The sequence below is a fragment of the Streptomyces sp. NPDC001493 genome (assembly GCF_053597235.1).
Genome location: NZ_JBSFHV010000004.1, coordinates 142,015 through 161,718, shown reverse-complemented (window position 1 = coordinate 161,718; position 19,704 = coordinate 142,015). Strand labels below are relative to the sequence as shown.

Below are 19,704 nucleotides of genomic sequence, written 5' to 3'. Positions count from 1 at the left end.
CCCCGGAAGCTAGGACTGGGCCTGCCCGGGGCTCCCGTCCAGCACCAGCATGACGTGCTCGTTCTCGCCGTACCGGACCGTCCCGGTACGCCGGAAGCCCTGCTTCTCCAGCAGCCGCACCGAGCCGGTGTTCCCGGCGTAGGGATCGGCGTACAGGGGACGGGCGGGTTCCCGCTCCAGGAACAGCGCCAGCGCCCGGGTGCCGATGCCCCGGCCCCAGTACGCCCTGCCGAGCCAGTACCCGATGAAGCGCTGTTCCCCGTGCCACCAGGCCACCACGTTGCCCGCCAGCTCTCCGTCGACCGTGATGGCCTGCACGAAGACGGTGGGGTCGCCGAGAACCTTCGTCTTCCAGTGGGTCATGAAGACATCCCGTTCCCGGGGCGGGAACTTCGACCGTCGTGCGGACTCGGGATCGTGCTCCTGCGCGAGGAACTCGTCCAGATCGCCGAGTTCGACATCTCTCAGACTCACCTGATCGCTCATACCGGCGGAGTCTGCCAGCCGGCACTGACACCCGACGGCCCCTGACCGGTGAACTGGTCAGGGGCCGTTCATCCGTGGTGGGTGGGCCGGCCCCGCCTGCCTCAACGCCGCCGCAGTCCCGCCGCCACGACCGCCGCGCCGACCAGCAGCAGCGCCGCGTCGAGGGCCATGACCGTGCGGACCCCCGTGAACAGCTCGTCCTGCGTCGTGGCGAGCACGCCCAGCAGCGGGATGCCGAGGGTCAGGCCGACCTGCTGGGTCGTGGTGACCAGGCCGGTGGCCAGGCCCTGTTCGGCGTCCGGGACGCCGGAGGTCACCGCGAGGCCGTAGCTCACGATCGCGCCCAGGTGGCACATGCTCGCCAGCGAGACGCCGACCGTGGCGACCAGCACGCCGCCATGCTCGCCCAGGGCCAGCAGCAGGGCGACGAAGGCGCCCTGGCCGAGCAGCGAGCCGACCAGCGTGCGGCGGGCACCGAAGCGGCCGATGACCCGGGGGGCGTACGTACCGGCCACCGCCGACAGCAGCCCCTGCACCCCGAAGACCAGCCCGGTGGCGAAGGCCGACAGGCCCAGTACGTCCTGGAGGTAGAGCGTGAGCACGAAGACCACGGTGGACATCAGGGCGAAGGTCAGCAGTCCGCCGAGGTTGCCGAACGCCACGGTCCGGCGGCGCAGCATCGGCAGCGAGACCAGCGGTTCGGCGGCCCGCGACTCCACCACCGCGAACGTCACCAGCAGTGCCACTCCGAGGACCAGCGTGAGCAGGACGTCGGTGTGCCCGAAGCCGTCCTGGGCGGCGGTCGACAGTGCGTAGATCAGGGCCAGCAGCCCGCCCGTGACGGTGACCGCGCCCGGTACGTCCAGCTTGGGCCGGTGCGGGGTGCGGGACTCCGTCAGCGCCTTCGGGGCCAGGGTCAGGACGCCGATCGAGGCGAGCGCCAGCAGGCCCATGGTGGAGCGCCAGCCCAGTGTGTCGGTGAGTACGCCGCCCGCCACCATGCCCACGGTGAAGCCGAGGGAGAGCAGCGTGCCGCTGATGCCCAGCGCCCGGTCGCGCTCAGGGCCCTCCCGGAACGTGGTGGTCAGCAGCGACATCCCGGTGGGCACGATCGCGGCGGCGCCGAGGCCCTGCAGGGCGCGTCCGGCGAGGAACGCCGCCGGGTTCCAGGCGAGCGTGGCCAGCAGCGAGGCCGCGCCGAACACGACCAGACCGGTGAGGAAGAGCCGGCGCCGCCCGTACAGGTCGCCGATCCGGCCGAAGAGCAGCAGGAATCCGCCGGACGGCAGGGCGAACGCGGTGATGGCCCACTGGAGCTGGGAGGTGCTCAGCCCGAGGTCGGTGCCGAGTGCGGGCAGCGCCACGTTCAGTACGGAGAAGTCGAGCGCCACCATGAACTGGGCGGCGCAGAGGACCATGAGGATCAGCCGGGACCGGCCGGAGAGCCGGGCGGGACGGGTCGTGTGCGGGAGCGAGGGGGCAGCGGGACCGGGGGTGCCGGTGGCCTCGGGAGGTGATTCGATCGCCATGTCCCAACCTTCGGTCGCACGGGACAGGGGTGGGGAGACGCTCCTTATCCTGTTGGTACGAACACCAGTTGGTGCGACCAGCTCGCACCGCCGACTGGCGCCGCCCGGTTGGCACCGTGCGCAGACCCAGGGGGAGTGACGTGGCGACACCGGCCCGTTCGACGACGGACAACGCCAAGGCCCACCGGCTCGCCGAGCTGCGGGAGTTCCTGATGAGCCGCCGGGCCCGGGTCACCCCGGCCCTCGCCGGCCTCCCCGACGGCGGTGCGCGCCGCCGCACCCCGGGGCTGCGCCGGGAGGAGGTCGCCGTCCTCGCGGGCGTCGGGGTCTCCTGGTACCAGTGGCTGGAGCAGGGGCGCGACATCACCGTCTCCCCGCAGGTGCTGGACTCGGTGGCGCGCGTCCTGCGGCTCACCAGCGCGGAGCGCCGCCATCTGTACGTCCTGGCCGGGCTCAACCCGCCCGCCCCCGAGGTCGATCCCGCCGACGCCGACATGTGCGAGGGGCTGCGGCGGCTCATCGACGCGTGGATGCCGTTCCCGGCGCACATCATGGACCGGTACTGGAACGTCATCCTCTACAACGACGCCGCTTCCCTGGTCCTCGGGCTGCGCCCCGGCATCGTGCAGAACTGTCTGATCTCCTTCTTCACCGACGACGTCTACCGGTCCCGCGCCACGACCTGGGAGCAGATCGCCCCTATGGTCGTCGCCCAGTTCCGCGCGGGCTGTTCGGAGAACCCGGAGGACGAGGGTTTCCAGGCCGTCGTCGCCGAGGCGAAGGAGGCCAGTTCCGAGTTCGCCGCGCTCTGGGAGCAGCGCGACATCGCGCCCGGCGGGCAGATGCGCAAGGAGCTGGAGCATCCGACGGCCGGAACGCTCCAGGTGGAGTCCACCCAGCTGCGGGTGCCCGCCCGCCCGGACCTGGCGATCGTGCTGCACACCCCGCTGCCCGGCACCGGCACCGAGGAGCGGCTCAAGTGGCTGGCGTCCCCGGAGGGGCGGCGCGACGCGATGTACCCGGTACCGGGATGAGGCGCGCGCCACACGGTTCGTATGCTCGGCACATGACAGACAGCACCGACCTCGGGGCCGAGGACCGCAAGATCGTCACCCTGGCGCGCAGCGCCCGCGCCCGCAACGGAGTGCCGGAGGGCGCGGCCGTACGGGACGAGACGGGACGTACGTACGTGGCGGGCACGGTGGCCCTGGAGTCGCTGCGGCTCACGGCCCTCCAGACCGCCGTGGCGATGGCCGTGGCCAGCGGGGCCACCTCGCTCGAAGCCGCAGCCGTGGTCTCGGACGCCGAGGCCCCCTCCGACGAGGACCGGGCGGCGGTGCGCGACCTCGGCGGGGCGGACACCCCGGTGTTCCTCGCGGGTCCGGACGGGAACGTGCGGGTGCGGGTCACCGCGGGGTGACACCGTGACTTCGCCCACGTCCCGCAGGTCCCCCGACTGAGGCGGGCCGGCCGTGATCGGGTCAGTGCCCCCTGGGCGCGTACATGATCACGGCCATGCCGGCGAGGCAGATCAGCGCGCCCGCGATGTCCCAGCGGTCCGGGCGGTAGCCGTCCGCGACCATGCCCCAGGCGATCGAGCCGGCCACGAAGACCCCGCCGTAAGCGGCGAGGATGCGGCCGAAGTTGTCGTCGTTCTGCAGCGTCGCCACCGCCCCGTACACCCCGAGGGCGATCACCCCCGCGCCGATCCAGGCCCAGCCCCGGTGCTCGCGGATGCCCTGCCAGACCAGCCAGGCACCCCCGATCTCGAAGAGGGCGGCGACGACGAAGAGGGCGGCGGAGCGGGCGACGAGCATGGAGGGCACGCTATCCCGGGCGCAGGCGCGGGTGGCCGTGCGAGGGTCCGGGGGTACGCGTCGCCGGGCCGGGCGGGCGACCGTTGTGCGCCGGGCCGCCGCGATCGGGGACAATGGGCGCCATGAGCGCTCGACCGAACCCCGAAGCCGCTGCGCGGCAGGCCACGGACACCGCCCCCCACCGGGCCGGTTTCGCCTGCTTCGTGGGCCGCCCCAACGCGGGCAAGTCCACCCTCACGAACGCTCTGGTCGGGCAGAAGGTGGCGATCACGTCCAACCGCCCCCAGACCACCCGGCACACCGTGCGCGGCATCGTGCACCGTGACGACGCGCAGCTGATCCTGGTCGACACCCCGGGACTCCACAAGCCGCGCACCCTGCTCGGCGAGCGGCTGAACGACGTCGTGCGGACCACCTGGGCCGAGGTCGACGTCATCGGCTTCTGCCTGCCCGCCGACCAGAAGCTCGGCCCCGGCGACAAGTTCATCATCAAGGAACTCGCCGCCATCAAGAAGACCCCGAAGATCGCGGTCATCACCAAGACGGACCTGGTCGACTCCCGGGCGCTCGCCGAACAGCTGCTGGCCGTCTCCCAGCTGGGCCAGGAGCTCGGTTTTGAATGGGCCGAGATCGTGCCCGTCTCGGCGGTCAAGGACGAGCAGGTCGGGCTGCTCGCCGACCTGATCGCCCCGCTGCTGCCGGTGAGCCCGCCGCTCTACCCGGAGGGCGACCTCACCGACGAGCCCGAGCAGGTCATGGTCGCGGAGCTGATCCGTGAGGCCGCGCTCGAAGGCGTACGCGACGAGCTGCCGCACTCCATCGCGGTCGTCGTCGAGGAGATGCTGCCCCGCGAGAACCGTCCGGCGGACAAGCCGCTGCTGGACATCCACGCCAACGTCTACATCGAGCGCCCCAGCCAGAAGGGCATCATCATCGGCCCCAAGGGGCAGCGGCTGAAGGACGTCGGGACCAAGTCCCGCAAGCAGATCGAGGCGCTGCTCGGCACGCCGGTCTTCCTCGATCTGCACGTCAAGGTCGCCAAGGACTGGCAGCGCGACCCGAAGCAGCTGCGCAAGCTCGGCTTCTGAGCCGCCCCGCCGGCCGTTCTGCCGGCCTTTCTGTCAGCGCCGCCGGCGCGCCGCCGGTCTCACGCCCCCTCGCGGAGGACGCGTGAGACCAGCGTGCGCTGGTCGTCGGTCAGATCAGGGTCCGCGCAGTGCACGGACCGCCCGTCGACGGTGATCGTGTACCGGAAGCCGTCCGGCACCCCCGCCGGCGGGGACCCGGCCCCCTCCGCGAGCGCGGAACGGGCCAGGGACTCCCAGGCGGCGGCGTCCTCACGCCCGGACGTGTCGATCTCACCCCGGCGGGAGAGGCCGGCGAACCCGCCGGTCCTGCTCACTTGAATGCGCATGGGACCCATACTGACCGGCTCACGCGGTCGGTACGCCCACTTCCGACCACCCCTTGATCACGGCCTCGCGCTCGTCCCCGTCGCCGAAGCGGTCGCGGGCCGCCGCCACGGTGAGCCGGGCGAAGTCCGCGAAGTCCGCCGTCGCGGTCAGCTCGCCGCCGGTCAGTACGTCGTACCAGATCTGGCCGGCCCGCTCCCAGGCGTTACCGCCGAGGGCGGAGGCGGCGAGGTAGAAGGCGCGGTTGGGGATGCCGGAGTTGAGGTGGACGCCGCCGTTGTCGTCGTCGGTCTCGATGTAGTCCTCCATCGAGGCGGGCTGCGGGTCCTTGCCGAGCACGTCGTCGTCGTACGCGGTGCCCGGCGCCTTCATCGAGCGCAGCCCCTCCCCGGTGACCCCGGGGGCGAGCAGCCCCGCGCCGATCAGCCAGTCGGCCTGCTCGGCGCTCTGCCCCAGGGAGTACTGCTTGACCAGGGAGCCGAAGACGTCCGAGACGGATTCGTTGAGCGCGCCGGACTGGCCCTCGTAGACGAGGTTGGCGGTGTGCTGGGTGAGACCGTGCGCCAGCTCGTGGCCGATCACGTCGATGGAGAGCGTGAAGTCGAGGAAGACCTCGCCGTCGCCGTCGCCGAAGACCATCTGCTGGCCGTCGAAGAAGGCGTTGTTGTAGTCCCGGTCGTAGTGGACCGAGCCGATGAGCCGCATCCCCTTACCGTCGAGCGAGCTGCGGCCGTAGGCGGAGAGCAACAGGTCGAAGGTGGCGCCGAATCCGGCGTACGCGCGGTTGACGCTGGCGTCGCCGGTGGGGTCGTCGCCCTCGCCGCGGACCTTGCGTCCGGGCAGGAGCGTGTGGTGGCGGCAGTCGTAGATGGTGCGGCGGGGCTTGCTGGGCACGGCGCCCGCGGTGGCCGGGGCCGGGGCGGTGCCCGCCAGCGAAGCCGCGTGGCGCAGGGTGCGGCGGGCGCCGTCCGCGTCGAGGGTCCGCCGGGCGGGATCGGCGACCGCGGGGTTGTCGGACTGCGCCAGCTGGTCGAGGAGGTGCGGCGGCACGATGGTGCAGAAGACGGGGTGGATACCGGAACCGTCGTGGGATCGAGAGATCATGCAAATGACTGTGGCACTCTGTCATCGCTCTGTCACTGGTTGCGACGGCAATTGACGAAATAGAGTGATGCATCACTGTTTACTCGTCATGTGTGCACGGTCCCGCATACTGATACGGACCGGCGTCCCGCGCACCTCTCGGTTACTCTCGTCGCATCATGCGTTTCGGGCTGCTTCTCCTTAGCTGCCGCGGCGAGGGCCTGTAGTCGTAGGCCGACCCCCTCCCCGCGGAGTCTGGTGCTGCAGCGACACAGTCGGCCGTCCCACCAGCTGGACCCCGAGGAGCCCCACGTCATGACCACCGTGAACATTTCCGGTAATTCTGTCGGCCGTCCCACGCCGATCACCAACGCGACGCAGCTCCAGAAGACTTCCGGAATGCCGATCCACAAGTACGGCCAGTACGAAGCGGTCGAGATCCCCGACCGCACCTGGCCGGACAAGCGGATCACGGTGGCACCCCGCTGGCTCTCCACCGACCTGCGCGACGGCAACCAGGCCCTGATCGACCCGATGTCCCCGGCCCGCAAGCGCGAGATGTTCGACCTGCTCGTGAAGATGGGCTACAAGGAGATCGAGGTCGGCTTCCCGGCCTCCGGCGAGACCGACTTCGCGTTCGTACGCTCCATCATCGAAGAGGGCGCGATCCCCGAGGACGTGACGATCTCCGTCCTGACCCAGTCCCGCGAGGAACTGATCGAGCGGACCATCGAGTCGCTGCGCGGCGCGCACCGGGCCACCGTCCACCTGTACAACGCCACCGCCCCCACCTTCCGCCGTGTGGTCTTCCGCGGTTCGAAGGAGCAGGTCAAGCAGATCGCGGTGGACGGCACCCGGCTGGTCATGGAGTACGCCGAGAAGATCCTGGGCGGCGACACGATCTTCGGTTACCAGTACAGCCCCGAGATCTTCACCGACACCGAGCTGGACTTCGCCCTGGAGGTCTGCGAGGCCGTCTGCGACGTGTGGCAGCCGGAGGAGGGACGCGAGATCATCCTCAACCTGCCCGCCACCGTGGAGCGTTCGACGCCGTCCACGCACGCGGACCGGTTCGAGTGGATGGGGCGCAACCTGTCCCGCCGTGAGTTCGTCTGCCTGTCGGTCCATCCGCACAACGACCGCGGCACCGCCGTCGCCGCCGCCGAACTGGCGCTGATGGCCGGCGCCGACCGTGTCGAGGGCTGCCTGTTCGGCCAGGGCGAGCGCACCGGCAACGTCGACCTGGTCACCCTGGGCATGAACCTCTTCTCCCAGGGCGTCGACCCGCAGATCGACTTCTCGCAGATCGACGAGATCCGCCGCACCAGCGAGTACTGCAACCAGATGGAGGTCCACCCGCGCCACCCCTACGCGGGCGACCTCGTCTACACCTCCTTCTCGGGCTCCCACCAGGACGCCATCAAGAAGGGCTTCGACGCCATGGAGGCCGACGCGGCCGCCCGGGGCAAGACGGTCGACGACATCGAGTGGGCCGTCCCGTACCTGCCGATCGACCCGAAGGACGTCGGCCGCTCCTACGAGGCCGTGATCCGCGTCAACTCGCAGTCCGGCAAGGGCGGTATCGCGTACGTCCTGAAGAACGACCACAAGCTGGACCTGCCGCGCCGGATGCAGATCGAGTTCTCCCGGATCATCCAGGCCAAGACCGACGCCGAGGGCGGCGAGGTCACCCCGGCGCAGATCTGGTCGGCCTTCGAGGACGAGTACCTGCCCAACGCCGACGACGCCGCCGCCCGTTGGGGACGCGTCCAGATCCGTTCGGGCCAGACCACCACCGACAAGGACGGCCGGGACACCCTGACCGTCGAGGCCACCGTGGACGGCACCGACACCGTGCTGACCGGTACCGGCAACGGCCCGATCTCCGCCTTCTTCGAGGCGCTGGCGGGCATCGGCATCGACGCGCGCCTGCTGGACTACACCGAGCACACCATGAGCGAGGGCGCCAGCTCGCAGGCCGCCTCCTACATCGAGTGCGCGATCGACGGCAAGGTCCTGTGGGGCATCGGCATCGACGCCAACACCACCCGGGCCTCGCTCAAGGCGGTCGTCTCCGCCGTCAACCGCGCGGGCCGCTGAGTCAGTGCCGCGCGGTGGCCGGTTGACGCCGTCGCCCGGCATCCCCGCCGGTTTCCCACCGGTCCGGTGACGTACGGGAGTACACCCCGTACGCATGTCCGGTTGATCCGGTGAAGCACGGTTCGCCGAACCCCGTCCGCCCGTTCCGGGTGGGCGGGGTTCAGCCATTTCCGGGTGTTGTGACAGTGAGGGTGATGACGCCGCCGCGCGCATGTGGCTAACATCACGTGCAACACACGGCAATGTTGCCGGAGCGTTACGGAGGTGTGCGACGTGCGGTCAGCCAAAGGACAACGCGCCCTGAGAACAGGTCTCTACGGCCTCCGCACCGCATGGGACGTCGTCGGCGACGGCGAGTTCTTCTGCCAGGACTGCGGCGGGGACCGCAACTACCGCCGCCTCACCGGCCGCCGCAGGCTCACCGTGCTCGGAGTGCCGCTGCTGCGGCGCGGCGGGACGGGCCCCGTCGTGGAGTGCGCCGACTGCGGCGCCCACTTCGGCACCGAGGCGCTGGAACACCCCACCACCACCCGGTTCTCCACCATGCTCCGGGAGGCCGTGCATACGGTCGCGCTGGCCGTCCTCGCCTCGGGCGGCACCCCGCGCACCGCCCTGGAGACCGCCGCGCACACCGTCCGCGAGGCCGGGCTCGACGACTGCTCGGAGGACCAGCTCCTCACCGTCGTGGAGGTGCTGACCGCCGACATCGGCCACGACGACGCCGTGGGCGCCGCCGGGGCGTGCGGTGCGGCGCTCGCCATCGAGCTGCACGAGGTCCTCACCCCGCTCGCCCAGCACCTGGTCCCGGCGGGCCGCGAGTCGGTGCTGCTCCAGGGCGCCCGCATCGCGCTGGCCGACGGCCCGTACGGTGCCGCCGAGCGCGAGGTCCTGACGACCGTGGGCCGCGCCCTGCGGATCTGCCCCGAGGACACCGCCCGCCTGCTCACGGAAGCGGCCCGCACGCCCTCCTGAGCGCCGCTGAGGGCCCCTGGGGCCCTGGGGCCCCTGGGTGTCCCGGACGCCCCCCGGGCGCTCCCCGCGTACGCCCGGGCGCTCCCCGCGCGTACGCCGGAGTGAGAGGGAGCACAGGGGCGCTCACGGGGACCCCCGGCCCGATCGCGGGCCGGTGGGCGACAATGGGTCCATGAGCTTGTTCCGGGACGACGGCGTCGTACTGCGTACGCAGAAACTGGGCGAGGCCGACCGGATCATCACCCTGCTGACCCGCGGCCACGGCCGGGTGCGCGCGGTCGCCCGGGGGGTGCGCCGCACCAAGTCCAAGTTCGGCGCCCGCCTCGAACCCTTCTCCCACGTCGACGTGCAGTTCTTCGCGCGCGGCAGCGAGCTGATCGGCCGGGGGCTTCCGCTCTGCACCCAGAGCGAGACCATCGCCCCGTACGGCGGCCGGATCGTCACCGACTACGCCCGCTACACCGCCGGCACCGCGATGCTGGAGACCGCCGAGCGCTTCACCGACCACGAGGGCGAACCGGCCGTCCAGCAGTACCTCCTCCTCGTCGGCGGGCTGCGCACCCTGGCCCGGGGCGAGCACGCGCCCCACCTCATCCTCGACGCGTTCCTGCTGCGCTCCCTCGCCGTCAACGGCTACGCCCCCAGTTTCGAGGACTGCGCGCGGTGCGGAATGCCCGGTCCGAACCGTTTCTTCTCCATCGCCGCAGGCGGAGCGGTCTGCACCGACTGCCGGGTGCCCGGCAGCGTCGTACCCTCGGCGGAGGCCCTGACCCTGCTGAGCGCCCTGCTCAGCGGCGACTGGGCGACGGCGGACGCGTGCGAGGCACGGCATGCCAGGGAGGGGAGCGGACTGGTCTCCGCCTACCTGCACTGGCATCTGGAGCGCGGTCTGCGCTCGCTGCGGTACGTGGAACAGTGACCCTCGCAGCGTTCGTGGAAGAGCGACACAGGGAGACGAGAGAAGCTCATGGCAGTACGCGGGATCCTCGGCGGCCGTAACCGGCGCACGTACAAGACCCCCGAGACGCACCCCTCCGGTGCGACGCCCCCGAAGATCCCCGCCGAGCTGGTGCCCCAGCACGTGGCCGTCGTGATGGACGGGAACGGCCGCTGGGCCAAGGAACGCGGCCTGCCGCGCACCGAGGGCCACAAGGTCGGCGAGAGCGTCGTGATGGACGTCCTCAAGGGCTGCATCGAGATGGGCGTGAAGAACCTCTCCCTCTACGCGTTCTCCACCGAGAACTGGAAGCGGTCCCCGGAGGAGGTGAAGTTCCTGATGAACTTCAACCGGGACGTCATCCGCCGCCGCCGCGACGAGATGGACGAGCTCGGCATCCGCATCCGCTGGGTCGGCCGGATGCCCAAGCTGTGGAAGTCCGTCGTCCAGGAGCTCCAGGTCGCCCAGGAGCAGACCAAGGACAACGACAAGATGACGCTGTACTTCTGCGTCAACTACGGCGGCCGGGCCGAGATCGCCGACGCCGCGCAGCGCATCGCCCAGGACGTGGCCGCCGGAAAGCTCGACCCGTCGAAGGTCAACGAGAAGACGTTCGCGAAGTACATCTACTACCCGGACATGCCGGACGTGGACCTCTTCGTCCGCCCCAGCGGCGAGCAGCGCACCTCCAACTACCTGATCTGGCAGAGCGCGTACGCCGAGATGGTCTTCCAGGACGTGCTCTGGCCCGACTTCGACCGACGCGACCTGTGGCGCGCCTGCCTGGAGTACGCCCAGCGCGACCGCCGCTTCGGCGGTGCGCAGGAGGCCGCCCCGGCGGCCGTGGAGCCCGCGCCCGAGGCGTGAGAACCACGAGAGGGGGGAGAACCGGTGGCCGGTTCTCCCCCCTCTCGCCGTGTGCCGTGCGTGTCAGTGCTTCTCGGCCGCGCAGTCCGCGCACTCCGCGCAGGTCCCGAAGATCTCCACGGTGTGCGCCACGTTGACGTAGCCGTGCTGGGAGGCGATCGTCTCGGCCCACTGCTCCACGGCCGGGCCCTCCACCTCCACGGCCTTGCCGCAGACCCGGCAGACCAGGTGGTGGTGGTGCTCACCGGTCGAGCAGCGGCGGTAGACCGACTCGCCCTCGGTGGTGCGCAGCACGTCCACCTCGCCCGCGTCGGCGAGGGACTGGAGGGTGCGGTAGACGGTGGTCAGCCCCACCGAGTCGCCACGGTGCTTGAGCACGTCGTGCAGCTCCTGGGCGCTGCGGAACTCGTCGACCTCGTCGAGCGCCGCCGCGACCGCCGCCCGCTGGCGGGTGGACCGCCCCCGTACCGGAGCCGCGTTCGTGCCACTGATCGGCGCCGCCACAGCTGCCTCCTCATGTCGCCCGTACAGATGTCGGGCCATTGTGCCAGCCGGACCGGGCGAATTCCTCATACGTGCACGTCGTCCGCGGCGGTGCGACCGGCCGGTACCTCCAGGGTGCACTTCTCGCCCTCGACCCTGCGTGCACGGGCCCTGCGGCGGGCCAGCGGTGCGGCCAGCGCGGTCAGCGCGACGAAGGCGGCGATGGCCAGCAGCACGATCGTCGCCCCGGGCGGGACGTCCTGGTAGTACGAGGTGACGGTGCCGGCCAGGGTGACGGCGGTGCCGATCACCACGGAGAGCACGAAGGTCAGCCGGAAGGACTTCGACACCTGCTGGGCCGCCGCGACCGGCACCACCATCAGGGCGCTGACCAGCAGCAGGCCGACGACCCGCATCGCGACGGTGACCGTCACGGCGGCCGTCACCGCGATCAGCAGGTTCAGCAGCCGCACCGGCAGTCCGGTGACCCGGGCGAACTCCTCGTCCTGGCTGACCGCGAAGAGCTGGCGGCGCAGCCCCACGGTCACCAGCACCACGAACGCGGCGAGCAGCGTGATCGCCCACACGTCCGAAGAGGAGACGGTGGAGAGCGAGCCGAAGAGGTACGAGGTGAGGTTGGCGTTCGAGCCGGTGTCGGAGATGTTGATCAGCAGCACCCCGCCCGCCATGCCGCCGTAGAAGAGCATGGCCAGCGCGATGTCGCCGCGGGTGTGGCCGAACCAGCGGATCAGCTCCATGACGACGGCGCCGGCGACGGCGACGGCGGTGGCCATCCAGACGGGGCTGGTGGAGAGCAGGAAGCCGAGGCCGACCCCGGTCATCGCGATGTGCCCGATGCCGTCGCCCATGAGGGCCTGGCGGCGCTGGACGAGGTAGATGCCGATGGCGGGGGCGGTGATGCCGACCAGGACGGCGGCGATCAGCGCGCGCTGCATGAAGGCGGGTTCGAGGAATTCCATCAGGTCAGCAGTCCCGTTCGGACGGGCTCGGAAGCCGCGTGGGGGTGGACGTGGTCGTGGCCGGGGAGCGCGTGCTGCCCGACCGAGCGCGGCGGCGGGCCGTCGTGCGTCACACAGCCGTCGCGCAGCACGACCGCGCGGTCGATCAGCGGCTCCAGCGGGCCCAGCTCGTGCAGGACCAGCAGCACGGTGGTGCCGGCGGCGACCTGCTCGCGCAGGGTGGCGGCGAGGATCTCCTGGCTGGCCAGGTCGACCCCGGCCATCGGCTCGTCCATGATCAGCAGCTCGGGCTCGGAGGCCAGGGCGCGGGCGATCAGGACCCGCTGGTGCTGTCCGCCGGAGAGGGCGCTCACCGAGTCCCCGGCGCGGTCGGTGAGGCCGACGAGGGCGATGGCCCGGTCGACGGCGGCGCGGTCGGCGCGGCCGGGGATGCGCAGCTTGGTGCGGGACAGCCGCCCGGAGGAGACGACCTCGCGGACGGTCGCGGGGACCCCCGCCGAGGCGGTGGTGCGCTGCGGTACGTACCCGACGCGTGCCCACCGGCGGAAGCGGCGGAGCGGGGTGCCGAAGAGTTCGACGGTGCCGCCGGTGAGGGGGACCTGGCCGATGGCGGAGCGTACGGCGGTGGACTTGCCGGAGCCGTTGGCGCCGAGCAGGGCGACGACCTCGCCGCGGTGCACGGCCAGGTCCACCCCGCGCAGGACGGGGCGGGAGCCGAGGGTCGCGGTGGCGCCGGTGAGCCGGATCACGGCTTCGGCGTCCGGCTTTCCGGCCCCGGTGCCGGTCCCGCCGGCGGCGGCGGGGGCCGGGGCGGGGGTGCTGTCGGCGGCGGGGGCCTGGGCGGGAATGCTGGGCTCGTCCATGCGCGTCTCCGGTCCGGTCGCGGGGGTCGTGGGGTCGGTCACTTCGCGCCCAGGGCCTTCTGGAGGGCGGCGAGGTTGGACTCCATGACCTCGATGTAGTCGTGGCCCTCGGACTTCTTCGTGATGCCCTCCAGCGGGTCCAGGACGTCGGTGCGCAGCCCGGTGTCCTTCGCGAGGGTCTTCGCGGTCTTGTCGCTGGCGAGCGTCTCGAAGAAGACGGTGGTGGCGTTCTCCTTCTCCGCGATGTGCTGGAGGTCCTTGATGCGGGCCGGGCTCGGCTCCGCCTCCGGGTCGACTCCGGCGATGCCCTCCTGGGTGAGGCCGTAGCGCTCGGCGAGGTAGCCGAAGGCGGAGTGCGTGGTGAGGAAGGTCTTGGTGGTGGTGGACTTCAGCCCGGCCGCGTACTCCGTGTTCAGCGCGTCCAGCTTCTTGACCAGCGCGTCGGTGTTCGCGCGGTAGTCGGCGGCGTTGTCCGGGTCGGCCTTCTCCAGGGACTTGCCGACGCCCTGGGCGACCTCGGCGTACTTCACCGGGTCCAGCCAGACGTGCGGGTCGCGGCCGGCCGTCTCCTCGTCGGAGTCTCCGTGCTCGTCGGCGTCGGATCCGTGGTCGTGGCCGTCCACCTCGGCGCCGTGCGTCTCCATCGTGGTCAGTGTCGCGGCGTCCACGGTGTTCTTCGCGCCGGACTGGGCGATGGCGTCGTCCACGGCGGGCTGGATGCCCTTGAGGTACAGGATGTAGTCGGCGTCGGTCAGCGAGCCGATCTGGCGGGGGCTGAGCTCCAGGTCGTGCGGTTCGACGCCCGGCTTGGTCAGCGTGGTGACCGAGACGTGGGCGCCGCCGATCTGCTCGGCCAGGTACTGCATCGGGTAGAAGGACGCGACCACGTCCAGCTTGCCGTCCGACCCGCCGGCCGTGTCCGGGCCCGAACAGGCGGAGAGCGCGGTGATGCCGAGGGCGACCGCGCCGGCGACGGCGATGGCGGGTATGAGGCGGCGTACGTTCATGAATCCCATTTTCAACAAAGCTGGAAACGATTGTCAACAAGGATGATGAACCGACCGGAAGCGCGAGGGGGTGAGGAGCGCACTCCGGCCCCCGATTTGATCCGGGGGGTGCGCCCGCCGGTAATCTTGGGCATTCGCTCGCCCGTCTCCTGAGCACCACCCCCCAGCGAGGCGCTCAGCGCCGCTTCTGTCCCATTTCGCCGTCGTAATGAAGAGAGCACCGTGGCCGCCGACAAGATCGACTCCATCGTCAGCCTGAGCAAGCGCCGTGGCTTCGTCTATCCCTGCAGTGAGATCTACGGTGGCCAGAAGGCCGCCTGGGACTACGGTCCGCTGGGCGTGGAGATGAAGGAGAACCTCAAGCGCCAGTGGTGGCGCTACATGGTCACCTCGCGCGAGGACGTGGTCGGTCTCGACTCGTCGGTGATCCTGGCCCCCGAGGTCTGGGTCGCGTCGGGTCACGTCGCCACCTTCAGCGACCCGCTGACCGAGTGCACCTCCTGCCACAAGCGCTACCGCGCCGACCACCTGGAGGAGGCGTACGAGGCGAAGCACGGCAAGCCGCCGGTCAACGGCCTCGCCGACCTCAACTGCCCCAACTGTGGCAACAAGGGCACCTTCACCGAGCCCAAGCAGTTCTCGGGCCTGCTCTCCACCCACCTCGGCCCGACCCAGGACTCCGGCTCGGTCGCCTACCTGCGCCCCGAGACCGCCCAGGGCATCTTCACCAACTTCGGCCAGGTGGCCCAGACTTCCCGCAAGAAGCCGCCGTTCGGCATCGCGCAGATGGGCAAGTCCTTCCGGAACGAGATCACTCCGGGCAACTTCATCTTCCGCACCCGCGAGTTCGAGCAGATGGAGATGGAGTTCTTCGTCAAGCCGGGCGAGGACGAGGAGTGGCAGCAGTACTGGATGGACCAGCGCTGGAACTGGTACACGGACCTCGGCATGCGCGCGGAGAACATGCGCTGGTTCGAGCACCCGAAGGAGAAGCTCTCCCACTACTCCAAGCGCACCGCCGACATCGAGTACCGCTTCCAGTTCGGCGGCAACGAGTGGGGCGAGCTCGAGGGCGTGGCCAACCGCACCGACTACGACCTGAAGGCGCACTCCAAGGCCTCCGGCACCGACCTGGTCTACTTCGACCAGGAGGCCAACGAGAAGTGGACGCCGTACGTCATCGAGCCGGCCGCCGGTGTCGGCCGCGCGATGCTGGCCTTCCTCCTGGACGCCTACGTCGAGGACGAGGCGCCCAACGCCAAGGGCGTCATGGAGAAGCGCACCGTGCTCCGCCTCGACCCGCGCCTCGCGCCGGTCAAGGTCGCCGTGCTGCCGCTCTCCCGCAACGCGCAGCTGTCGCCGAAGGCCAAGGGCCTCGCGGCCGACCTGCGCAAGAACTGGAACATCGAGTTCGACGACGCCGGCGCCATCGGCCGCCGCTACCGCCGCCAGGACGAGATCGGTACGCCGTTCTGCGTCACCGTCGACTTCGACACCCTGGACGACAACGCGGTGACCGTCCGCGAGCGCGACACCATGAAGCAGGAGCGCGTCTCCCTGGACCAGATCCAGGCGTACCTGGGCGCCCGCCTGCTGGGCTGCTGACGCCCCGCCCCCATCACGGGCATCACGCATCACGGTTTCACTCCGAAGCCCCCGGACCCCGCACGGGTCCGGGGGCTTCGCCGCACACTGGGCGCACCCCTACCCCGGAGGTCGCCGTGGCGTCCACGACCCAGAGCAAGGTCACCCGCTGGGACCGGCACGGCCGTGAACACACCGTCCACGTGCGGAAGTCGGGGGTCCAGCGGCTGCTGACCTGCGCGACCTGCGACTGGCGCAAAGCGGCGCAGTTCCTGCCCTGGCTGAAGGCGCAGGAGCACCTCGCCGAGGCCCACCAGGCGGTGATCGACCCGGGGGCCTGAGCGCCCGCAGGGGGTGTACGGGGCGGGGAGCGGCGGAAACTCCGGTGCGGGCCGCTCCGGGAGCGGGGTACGGTTTCCGGCATGCCGTTCTTCCAGATCTACGAGTGAGCGCGCGGCAGGGCTGAGCGGGTACGACCCCGTACGAGCTCCGAGCCCGCCGCCCCACGGATCGATCCGTGAGTTCCACGGACCCCCCTTCTCACCCCACATGGGAGAACACCATGGCCAAGAGCCGCAACAACCTCCTCGGCGTCGGCGGTCAGCGCAAGAAGCTGTCCCGGGCCGACCAGCAGGGCGCGGGCACCGTCCGCGACGCCGACCGCAAGGTGGCGGAGGACAAGAAGCAGGAGCTGGTCCGCAAGATGCGCGAGCGCGCCACCGGGACCGCCGCCCCGGAGGCGGACACCGCGGCGGCGGACTCCGCCGGGGGCCAGAGCTGACGCATCGACCTGAGCACAGCCGTGGGGTCCGGACCGCCGTGATGGCGAGCCGGGCCCCACGGGCGTTTCGGGGCGCGGCGGCCCGGGGCCTGGGGGCGGCCCGGGGGCGGCCCGGGGGCGGCCCGGGGGCCCGGCTCAGCCGACGGCCGCCGCCAGCACCGCCGCCGTCTTCGCCACCAGCGGGTGGTCCCCGGCGGCCATCCGCTGCGGCTTGGTGGTGAGTACCGTCACCACCACCGGTTCGCCCCCGGCCGTCCAGGCGACGCCCGCGTCGTTGCAGGTGCCGTAGGAGCCGCCGCCGGTCTTGTCGGCGATGGTCCACTCCTTCGGCAGCCCGGTCCGGAAGCGGGTCGCGCTGGTCCGGCAGTTCAGCAGCCAGCCGGTCAGCCGCTCCCGGTCGCCGGGTGCGAGCGCGTCACCGACGACGAGTCGGGCGTACGTACGGGAGAGGGCGTACGGGGTGGTGGTGTCCCGCCACTGCCAGGGCTCGGCCGAGTTCAGCTCCGTCTCCCACCGGTCCAGCCGGGTCGTGCGGTCCCCGAGCGACCGGCAGAAGCGGGTGACCCCCGACGGGCCGCCCAGCTCCCGCAGCAGCAGATTGCCCGCGGTGTTGTCGCTGTCGCAGATCGCCGCGTCGCAGAGCTCCGCCACGGTCATCCCGGTGGCGAGGTGGGCCCGGGTGACGTCGGAGGCGTCGACCAGGTCGGCTTCGGTGTAGCGGACCAGCCGGCCCAGCACCTCGCCGTCCCGGTCCAGGTCGCGCAGGACGGCCGCCGCCGCGAGCGTCTTGAAGGTCGAGCAGAGCGGGAAGCGCTCGTCGGCGCGGTGGGCCACCGTGCGCCCGGTGGCGAGATTGCGGGCGTACGCGCCGACCCTGGCGCCGTGCTCCCGCTCCAGGGCCCGCAGCGCGTCCCGTGCGGGGTCCGCGGTGCCGCCCGAGGGCGCCGCGGCGTGCGCGGTCCCGGCCGCGAGCAGCGTGGCGGCACCGGCCGCCCCGGCCAGCGTGAGCAGGCTCCGGCGGGACGGGCGCGGGGCGGGGGAGCGGTGCGGCACGGTGGGAACCTCTCGTCGTTCGGTACGTAAGGTCATGCCGCCCGACGCTAGCCATCCGTTGCCGGAACCCCGTGTTCCGCCAGGGGCGGGCGTGGCGCGTGGGGCGCACGGGCAGGGTGTGGCGCGGGATACGTACCGGCCCGGCGGAGGAGTCCCGGGCGTGCGGGACAATGGGGGGATGACCACGCTCGCCCCCGCGCCCCAGCAGCTCCGCATCGGCCCGCACACCGTGCAGCCGCCGGTGGTCCTCGCCCCCATGGCCGGTATCACCAACGCGCCGTTCCGCACCCTGTGCCGCGAGTTCTCCGGCGGCCGCGGGCTGTTCGTCAGCGAGATGATCACCACGCGGGCGCTGGTCGAGCGCAACGAGAAGACCATGCAGCTCATCCACTTCGACGCGAGCGAGACCCCCCGGTCGATCCAGCTCTACGGAGTGGACCCGGTCACGGTCGGCAAGGCCGTACGCATGATCGTCGACGAGGACCTCGCCGACCACATCGACCTGAACTTCGGCTGCCCGGTCCCCAAGGTGACCCGCAAGGGCGGCGGCTCGGCGCTCCCGTACAAGCGGCCGCTGCTCCGCGCGATCCTGCGCGAGGCCGTGGGGAACGCCGGTGAGCTGCCGGTCACGATCAAGATGCGCAAGGGCATCGACGACGACCACCTCACCTACCTCGACGCGGGCCGGATCGCCGTCGAGGAGGGCGTGGCCGCCGTCGCGCTGCACGGCAGGACCACGGCCCAGCACTACGGCGGGACCGCCGACTGGGAGGCCATCGCCCGCCTCAAGGAGCACGTCCCGGAGATCCCGGTCCTCGGCAACGGCGACATCTGGTCCGCCGAGGACGCCCGCCGGATGATGGCCGAGACCGGCTGCGACGGCGTGGTCGTCGGCCGCGGCTGCCTCGGCCGCCCCTGGCTCTTCGGCGACCTGGTCGGTGCCTTCGACGGTACGAACACCAAGCACGAGCCCGTCCTGCGCCAGGTCGCCGACGTGATGGTGCGCCACGCGACGCTGCTGGGCGAGTGGATCGGCGACGAGGCGCGCGGCGTGATCGACTTCCGCAAGCACGTGGCCTGGTACCTCAAGGGCTTCGCGGTGGGCTCGGAGATGCGCAAGAAGCTCGCGATCACCTCCTCCCTGGAGGAGCTGGCCGGCCAGCTGAACGAGCTGGACCTCGACCAGCCCTGGCCCGACGGCGCCGACGGCCCCCGCGGACGCACCTCGGGCAACAACCGGGTGGTGCTCCCGGACGGCTGGCTGAAGGACCCCTACGACTGCTCCGGCGTGAGCGCCGACGCCGAGCTGGACACCTCCGGCGGCTGACCCGGGACGGCCCGCGCGGGGGTACGGAGTGCCCTCCGCGCAGCACTGCTCATATGAGCGCCTGGCGAGCGGAATCCGCCGAGGACGACCGGCCCCGGTTCGCGCCGATGTGCGGACCGGGGCCTTTCCGTCACGCCGTTCCTCACGTTCCGTGCGTGCGGAGGTGCTCAAGGTGAGACAAGGGTGTCCGCATGGTGGCATCCGGGTGTCCTGGCGGCGTGATCCTCGCCACGCTTGAGGAGTGTTTGGCTCAGATGAGCGCTCGAATGGGCGCGATCGCGTGACGCCACTTCTCAAATGACGGCACTGCGTGCCAGATGTGCAGACTTTGATCGATCGACGCTTCTGTCGCCGTGCGTCACGATTCTCCGATGGTTCGTCGACGGAACGTCACCTCGTGTTCGAGAGGTGAACGCACCGGCT

At 71.2% G+C, this 19,704-nt stretch carries 21 protein-coding genes; 11 read left to right on the top strand and 10 right to left on the bottom strand.

Annotated elements, in window-relative coordinates; all coding sequences use genetic code 11:
• Positions 1–9: 9 nt before the first annotated feature.
• A complete protein-coding gene (locus ACWCWD_RS08440) occupies positions 10–486 on the bottom strand; it encodes a GNAT family N-acetyltransferase (protein ID WP_450771212.1) in 477 nt (158 codons plus the stop codon).
• Positions 487–587: 101 nt separating this feature from the next.
• Positions 588–2,015, bottom strand: a complete 1,428-nt coding sequence (locus ACWCWD_RS08435) for an MFS transporter (protein WP_450771211.1) — start codon at positions 2,013–2,015, stop codon at positions 588–590.
• Positions 2,016–2,155: 140 nt separating this feature from the next.
• Between ACWCWD_RS08435 and ACWCWD_RS08430 the strand changes: the two genes are divergently transcribed.
• Positions 2,156–3,049 (top strand): helix-turn-helix transcriptional regulator, encoded by an 894-nt coding sequence (locus tag ACWCWD_RS08430; RefSeq protein WP_450771209.1) that lies wholly within the window; start codon positions 2,156–2,158, stop codon positions 3,047–3,049.
• Between the two features lie 32 nt (positions 3,050–3,081).
• The gene (locus tag ACWCWD_RS08425) at positions 3,082–3,435 is read left to right on the top strand and encodes a cytidine deaminase (protein ID WP_450771208.1); all 354 of its coding nucleotides are present in this window, start codon (positions 3,082–3,084) and stop codon (positions 3,433–3,435) included.
• Positions 3,436–3,496: 61 nt separating this feature from the next.
• Here the strand turns inward: ACWCWD_RS08425 and ACWCWD_RS08420 are convergent, their stop codons facing one another.
• Positions 3,497–3,832 (bottom strand): YnfA family protein, encoded by a 336-nt coding sequence (locus ACWCWD_RS08420; protein ID WP_450771207.1) that lies wholly within the window; start codon positions 3,830–3,832, stop codon positions 3,497–3,499.
• A gap of 113 nt (positions 3,833–3,945) precedes the next feature.
• On the opposite strand from ACWCWD_RS08420, the gene era reads away from it, so the two are divergent.
• Positions 3,946–4,920 (top strand): GTPase Era, encoded by a 975-nt coding sequence (gene era / locus ACWCWD_RS08415; RefSeq protein WP_450771206.1) that lies wholly within the window; start codon positions 3,946–3,948, stop codon positions 4,918–4,920.
• 59 nt (positions 4,921–4,979) lie between these two features.
• On the opposite strand, the gene ACWCWD_RS08410 is transcribed toward era, so the two are convergent.
• Positions 4,980–5,246 carry a protealysin inhibitor emfourin gene (locus tag ACWCWD_RS08410; RefSeq protein ID WP_450771205.1) on the bottom strand — a complete coding sequence of 89 codons (267 nt, stop codon included), beginning with the start codon at positions 5,244–5,246 and terminating at the stop codon, positions 4,980–4,982.
• A 19-nt stretch (positions 5,247–5,265) separates the two neighbouring features.
• A complete protein-coding gene (locus ACWCWD_RS08405) occupies positions 5,266–6,348 on the bottom strand; it encodes a M4 family metallopeptidase (protein ID WP_450771204.1) in 1,083 nt (360 codons plus the stop codon).
• Positions 6,349–6,642: 294 nt separating this feature from the next.
• On the opposite strand from ACWCWD_RS08405, the gene leuA reads away from it, so the two are divergent.
• From leuA to ACWCWD_RS08385, 4 genes are all read left to right on the top strand, one after another.
• Positions 6,643–8,427 (top strand): 2-isopropylmalate synthase, encoded by a 1,785-nt coding sequence (leuA, locus tag ACWCWD_RS08400; protein ID WP_450771203.1) that lies wholly within the window; start codon positions 6,643–6,645, stop codon positions 8,425–8,427.
• 273 nt (positions 8,428–8,700) lie between these two features.
• Positions 8,701–9,399, top strand: coding sequence for a TerB family tellurite resistance protein (locus ACWCWD_RS08395; RefSeq protein ID WP_450771202.1), 699 nt, complete (start codon positions 8,701–8,703; stop codon positions 9,397–9,399).
• A 172-nt stretch (positions 9,400–9,571) separates the two neighbouring features.
• Positions 9,572–10,318 (top strand): DNA repair protein RecO, encoded by a 747-nt coding sequence (gene recO / locus ACWCWD_RS08390; protein ID WP_327175732.1) that lies wholly within the window; start codon positions 9,572–9,574, stop codon positions 10,316–10,318.
• A 48-nt stretch (positions 10,319–10,366) separates the two neighbouring features.
• On the top strand, positions 10,367–11,203 hold the full coding sequence (locus tag ACWCWD_RS08385; RefSeq protein ID WP_450771201.1) for an isoprenyl transferase: 837 nt from the start codon (positions 10,367–10,369) through the stop codon (positions 11,201–11,203).
• Between the two features lie 63 nt (positions 11,204–11,266).
• Here ACWCWD_RS08385 and ACWCWD_RS08380 read toward each other — a convergent pair whose 3' ends face one another.
• From ACWCWD_RS08380 to ACWCWD_RS08365, 4 genes are read right to left on the bottom strand one after another with little or no spacing between them, the layout of a single operon-like run.
• Complete coding sequence (locus ACWCWD_RS08380) at positions 11,267–11,746, bottom strand: Fur family transcriptional regulator (protein ID WP_450771199.1); 480 nt, start codon at positions 11,744–11,746, stop codon at positions 11,267–11,269.
• Between the two features lie 26 nt (positions 11,747–11,772).
• Positions 11,773–12,666: a metal ABC transporter permease gene (locus tag ACWCWD_RS08375; protein WP_450771197.1), complete on the bottom strand. Its 894-nt coding sequence runs from the start codon at positions 12,664–12,666 to the stop codon at positions 11,773–11,775.
• Positions 12,666–13,529, bottom strand: a complete 864-nt coding sequence (locus ACWCWD_RS08370) for a metal ABC transporter ATP-binding protein (RefSeq protein ID WP_450771196.1) — start codon at positions 13,527–13,529, stop codon at positions 12,666–12,668. Before ACWCWD_RS08370 ends, ACWCWD_RS08375 begins: the two co-directional genes overlap by 1 nt.
• A 38-nt stretch (positions 13,530–13,567) precedes the next feature.
• Positions 13,568–14,536, bottom strand: coding sequence for a metal ABC transporter substrate-binding protein (locus ACWCWD_RS08365; RefSeq protein ID WP_450771194.1), 969 nt, complete (start codon positions 14,534–14,536; stop codon positions 13,568–13,570).
• 222 nt (positions 14,537–14,758) lie between these two features.
• Between ACWCWD_RS08365 and ACWCWD_RS08360 the strand changes: the two genes are divergently transcribed.
• The 3 genes from ACWCWD_RS08360 (at position 14,759) to ACWCWD_RS08350 (ending at position 16,901) form a co-directional block, all read left to right on the top strand.
• Entirely contained in the window at positions 14,759–16,141 is a 1,383-nt protein-coding gene (locus tag ACWCWD_RS08360; RefSeq protein ID WP_450771193.1) for a glycine--tRNA ligase, read from the top strand.
• A gap of 116 nt (positions 16,142–16,257) precedes the next feature.
• Positions 16,258–16,461 carry a hypothetical protein gene (locus ACWCWD_RS08355; protein ID WP_450771192.1) on the top strand — a complete coding sequence of 68 codons (204 nt, stop codon included), beginning with the start codon at positions 16,258–16,260 and terminating at the stop codon, positions 16,459–16,461.
• Positions 16,462–16,682: 221 nt separating this feature from the next.
• Positions 16,683–16,901: a DUF6243 family protein gene (locus tag ACWCWD_RS08350; protein ID WP_450771191.1), complete on the top strand. Its 219-nt coding sequence runs from the start codon at positions 16,683–16,685 to the stop codon at positions 16,899–16,901.
• Positions 16,902–17,036: 135 nt separating this feature from the next.
• On the opposite strand, the gene bla is transcribed toward ACWCWD_RS08350, so the two are convergent.
• Positions 17,037–17,990: a class A beta-lactamase gene (bla, locus tag ACWCWD_RS08345; RefSeq protein WP_450771190.1), complete on the bottom strand. Its 954-nt coding sequence runs from the start codon at positions 17,988–17,990 to the stop codon at positions 17,037–17,039.
• Positions 17,991–18,132: 142 nt separating this feature from the next.
• Here bla and dusB point away from each other — a divergent pair, with 142 nt between their 5' ends.
• On the top strand, positions 18,133–19,281 hold the full coding sequence (gene dusB / locus ACWCWD_RS08340; protein ID WP_450771188.1) for a tRNA dihydrouridine synthase DusB: 1,149 nt from the start codon (positions 18,133–18,135) through the stop codon (positions 19,279–19,281).
• Positions 19,282–19,704: the final 423 nt, after the last annotated feature.

Excerpts from the sequence above, each read along its gene's own strand:
- ACWCWD_RS08380 (WP_450771199.1), bottom strand. The coding sequence starts at position 11,746 with ATGGCCCGACATCTGTACGGGCGACATGAGGAGGCAGCTGTGGCGGCG.
- ACWCWD_RS08410 (WP_450771205.1), bottom strand. The coding sequence starts at position 5,246 with ATGCGCATTCAAGTGAGCAGGACCGGCGGGTTCGCCGGCCTCTCCCGC.
- leuA (WP_450771203.1), top strand. The coding sequence starts at position 6,643 with ATGACCACCGTGAACATTTCCGGTAATTCTGTCGGCCGTCCCACGCCG.
- recO (WP_327175732.1), top strand. The coding sequence starts at position 9,572 with ATGAGCTTGTTCCGGGACGACGGCGTCGTACTGCGTACGCAGAAACTG.
- ACWCWD_RS08370 (WP_450771196.1), bottom strand. The coding sequence starts at position 13,529 with ATGGACGAGCCCAGCATTCCCGCCCAGGCCCCCGCCGCCGACAGCACC.
- era (WP_450771206.1), top strand. The coding sequence starts at position 3,946 with ATGGGCGCCATGAGCGCTCGACCGAACCCCGAAGCCGCTGCGCGGCAG.
- bla (WP_450771190.1), bottom strand. The coding sequence starts at position 17,990 with ATGACCTTACGTACCGAACGACGAGAGGTTCCCACCGTGCCGCACCGC.
- ACWCWD_RS08420 (WP_450771207.1), bottom strand. The coding sequence starts at position 3,832 with ATGCTCGTCGCCCGCTCCGCCGCCCTCTTCGTCGTCGCCGCCCTCTTC.
- dusB (WP_450771188.1), top strand. The coding sequence starts at position 18,133 with ATGACCACGCTCGCCCCCGCGCCCCAGCAGCTCCGCATCGGCCCGCAC.
- ACWCWD_RS08435 (WP_450771211.1), bottom strand. The coding sequence starts at position 2,015 with ATGGCGATCGAATCACCTCCCGAGGCCACCGGCACCCCCGGTCCCGCT.
- ACWCWD_RS08365 (WP_450771194.1), bottom strand. The coding sequence starts at position 14,536 with ATGAACGTACGCCGCCTCATACCCGCCATCGCCGTCGCCGGCGCGGTC.
- ACWCWD_RS08385 (WP_450771201.1), top strand. The coding sequence starts at position 10,367 with ATGGCAGTACGCGGGATCCTCGGCGGCCGTAACCGGCGCACGTACAAG.
- ACWCWD_RS08425 (WP_450771208.1), top strand. The coding sequence starts at position 3,082 with ATGACAGACAGCACCGACCTCGGGGCCGAGGACCGCAAGATCGTCACC.
- ACWCWD_RS08350 (WP_450771191.1), top strand. The coding sequence starts at position 16,683 with ATGGCCAAGAGCCGCAACAACCTCCTCGGCGTCGGCGGTCAGCGCAAG.
- ACWCWD_RS08440 (WP_450771212.1), bottom strand. The coding sequence starts at position 486 with ATGAGCGATCAGGTGAGTCTGAGAGATGTCGAACTCGGCGATCTGGAC.
- ACWCWD_RS08375 (WP_450771197.1), bottom strand. The coding sequence starts at position 12,666 with ATGGAATTCCTCGAACCCGCCTTCATGCAGCGCGCGCTGATCGCCGCC.
- ACWCWD_RS08405 (WP_450771204.1), bottom strand. The coding sequence starts at position 6,348 with ATGATCTCTCGATCCCACGACGGTTCCGGTATCCACCCCGTCTTCTGC.